This is a genomic window from Psychromonas sp. SR45-3, from assembly GCF_014163575.1.
Taxonomy (GTDB): domain Bacteria; phylum Pseudomonadota; class Gammaproteobacteria; order Enterobacterales; family Psychromonadaceae; genus Psychromonas; species Psychromonas arctica.
This window is the reverse complement of record NZ_JACJDP010000001.1, coordinates 31,956-35,234: the sequence shown is the minus strand read 5'-3', so window position 1 is coordinate 35,234 and position 3,279 is coordinate 31,956. Positions and strand designations below refer to the sequence as shown.

The following is a 3,279-nucleotide window of genomic DNA, read 5'->3' as shown; positions in this document are numbered from 1 at the left end:
AAGCGATACTTGGGATTGTCGAGATTGCGTCATAACAAATTACCTCCGTGCATACAAAACTGCATCACTAAAAGATAGTTTGGTTCTGAATATTGGTCAAAGTTATTGGGTGTCCAGAACTAGTTGTTACTAAAAGATAGTTTGGTTCTGAATATTGGTCAAAGTTATTGGGTGTCCAGAACTAGTTGTTTCAGTCTCATTTAATGAAGCAGTAGTGTTTTTCTTAAGCTCTGAAATACTTACTGAACAATCAGCTAAAAATTGCTTCATAATGACCCCTAATTAACCTCAAATAAGACTATATTTTAAACCTAAATATAATTAGTAGCTATCTGGTTTTTTGATGTTTGCTATAACTCATCTGCGTTCGTTGATTCATTAAGGTCATTGTAGGCTTTGGTATTCCGCCTTTGCGGCATGTCGTCTTTATTAACTAGATAAACTTGTTTGTTTTAATGTATGGATGTCCCATACTTTGATCCAAAGGGATCAATATAGCGATCAGTAATGAGTTTTTAGCTAGACAAGGTTTGATATCATTAAAAGATTTGTGGATTAATATTCACTATTCATCATAAGATGAACCGCCCTGTGCGGAGCCGCATGCAGGGTGGTGTGGGGGATGGGGGTTAGATACCTCCGGCTATCCGATTAGCCGTCAATATCTAATTCACCAGACACTTTCTTATATTTAGGGCGTTTATTTCGACCAATTTCCATGTCCAATTGTTCTCTAATAAGATCAACAGGATAGTTATTCTTTACTTCAGCTGTAAGGTGGTAATGATCATCGTCTATTTCATGTACACCTACATTTTTTAAGGCAGGATGTTCTAATAGTATTCCCATTTTCTCGTTTAAATCAGGTCGTTCACCGTGCCCTAAACAGATATCTATATCAGAATCCATACTCATACGACCAATTTTACGGTGGATTGGCGCACGTTCCATACGGGATATTGAACGCTTTAAACTTCTTAATTCTTCTAAAATAAACTCTTGCCCTGATACTTCTTTTTTATCTATTTTTGCAACTTTAAATTCACCAAAATGTTTTAAGAAGGTCGTATAATTAGTATCAGTAGTTGATTTTTTATAGGTAGCACGAATTTTGTCCGCTAGCTTTTCTTTGAATTCAACAATTTGGCTGAACCTTAGATCTCTCGGATATTCTAGATGTTCAATTGCCGATGTATCAAATGAATAAGAAGTTTTGTCATCTTTTACAATAATTGTTGGTTTATCAAATGCGAGCCTTAAGCCCAGCTCAAACATTACATTAGGGTTTTTACAACTCACATCACAAACCACTATAGGATTATCATAAAGATTTTGAATAATTCTCTTGTGTATAATGCCCACATCATCAGCATTACTGACTAAATTCCCCTCAAAACCCGAATCTTCAATTGCATCATTTAAGATCCCTAATACTTCAGACCAATGAGATTCAGAACAACCGTCCGCACTAGAAATAGGCATTACAATTCCACATACTTTCAAATCTTTATTATCATCGTTCATCGAAACTCCTTTGACGGCTAACGAGGCTGTAGAATTTCTTATTATCAGCCCGAATTTTAATTATAAAAACACAGTATTTTATATTTACTTTAGATTCAAATAGATTATTGAATTTTAAATAAATGGTTGATTAATTTGAGTTGTAGAGACGTTTATGAGGGTAATTAGACTGTATTATTGAGGCTAAAGAGCTTTGCCCTTAGCTTAATGTAAACTATTCCTTAACTTCTCAATATTATGAACAAGGCAATACATCTGCCACTGCGTATTCACTTTTTCTTGGCCACGTAGCGTGAATTTATTCATGCCTATATTCACCGTGATATTACCAAATACAGGTTCAATAGCACCGAGTCGTTTGCTGTATTCTCGCCTTCCTGGGCTACTGTCTATTTTCACTCGCATTCTATCGGTATAAGAAATGTGCTTCGTTGTTTTACCTGTTTCAAATTGAACTTGCCGACCTTGTTTAGTGGGCACTTTTCGCATGCATTGTTTTTGCAATGGACAAACACGGCAATCCTTTTAAGTGACTTGTTAGCAGTTTATACCTCGAAGTGGAAATTATACAATTTGAAGTCAATTTTAGAAAACGGCTTTAGGGTAAATTGAGAGTCCGTAACCTCTTCTTTTGTGATAATTAGCGGCGTATCATTTGCTGAATTTACGTTGGCACATACTCGAAAGTTTGCATCTTCAAGTTGTTGCTTTATTTCATTAAGCCGATTCTTAGATTTTATAACCTTGATATAAAGATTTAATATTGCAATCCCGTAAATAATAAACACCCACAAGACATTATTTAGTTTTTGTACCAGTTGATCCTCGCCCAACCACCAAACTACTAAAAATAGAATTGGGGTAATAAACAAGGAGATTAACATTAAAAAGAACCATGTAGAAAACTCACCATATACCTTTTTATAAGTGTTATGGCGACCTTTAAATGAAGACATTAAATTTGATAATAAAAGTTCTGATTCACGACTCATAAATACCGCACTCGAAAAACTGCTAACAGCGTAATTAAGCATAACTATTCCGTATTTCTGGTGGATAGATAGAACGCGATTGTTTATTTAAATTTGATGTTAGAATAACAAGTTGAATAAACTAATCAACAAGTTAAAAATAAAACTGAAACCTTGGTCATGTAGATAGAATAATCCCACATTTATGGCGGAAATGCAGAACCAAATGGATTATGTGAAAATAGATTATAGTTTTGCCATGCTGAATAAAATAAGCTGTGAACATTGTTCAATGTGGACGAACAATCCCACCGTTGAGTTTTCCCAAATCATCAATGGCTTTTAGCAAAGCCAAACAGGATGTTTGGATTAGGCTCGTTTGGCACATGGATGTGCCGTAAGAGCCGGTGCGTTATAAAAGCTATTTATTATTTGGATTAGAAAACGATCCGGTGTCAGTTTCTTTGACTTTTCTAGGTACTGGTTTCTTTTTTGATAAAAGAAAGGCGTGTCGCCGACAGGGCGAAATCACCGATAATAAATATCAAGCTGACCGGATGAGCGCAGACGAACCCAACTAAAAATAAGCCCATCCAATGCATTAGCTTCAATAAAAGCATAAAAACATTGCTCAATGTGGACGAACAATCCCACCGTTAAGTTTTCCCAAATCATCAATGGCTTTTAGCAAAGCCAAACAGGATGTTTGGATTAGGCTCGTTTGGCACATGGATGTGCCGTAAGAGCCGGTGCGTTATAAAAGCTATTTATTATTTGGATTAGA

Annotated in this window: 2 protein-coding genes and 2 pseudogenes; all 4 read right to left on the bottom strand. The window is 35.6% G+C overall.

The features are described from left to right. Positions 1-189: 189 nt before the first annotated feature. Positions 190-270, bottom strand: a pseudogene (locus tag H5084_RS00170) (antitoxin); the annotation flags it as partial. 381 nt (positions 271-651) lie between these two features. Then, positions 652-1,524 carry a hypothetical protein gene (locus tag H5084_RS00165; RefSeq protein ID WP_220485856.1) on the bottom strand — a complete coding sequence of 291 codons (873 nt, stop codon included), beginning with the start codon at positions 1,522-1,524 and terminating at the stop codon, positions 652-654. A 204-nt stretch (positions 1,525-1,728) separates the two neighbouring features. Further along, positions 1,729-2,037: pseudogene (locus H5084_RS00160) on the bottom strand (transposase); the annotation flags it as partial. A 32-nt stretch (positions 2,038-2,069) separates the two neighbouring features. Further along, complete coding sequence (locus H5084_RS00155) at positions 2,070-2,558, bottom strand: hypothetical protein (protein ID WP_182689150.1); 489 nt, start codon at positions 2,556-2,558, stop codon at positions 2,070-2,072. Positions 2,559-3,279 lie beyond the last annotated feature (721 nt).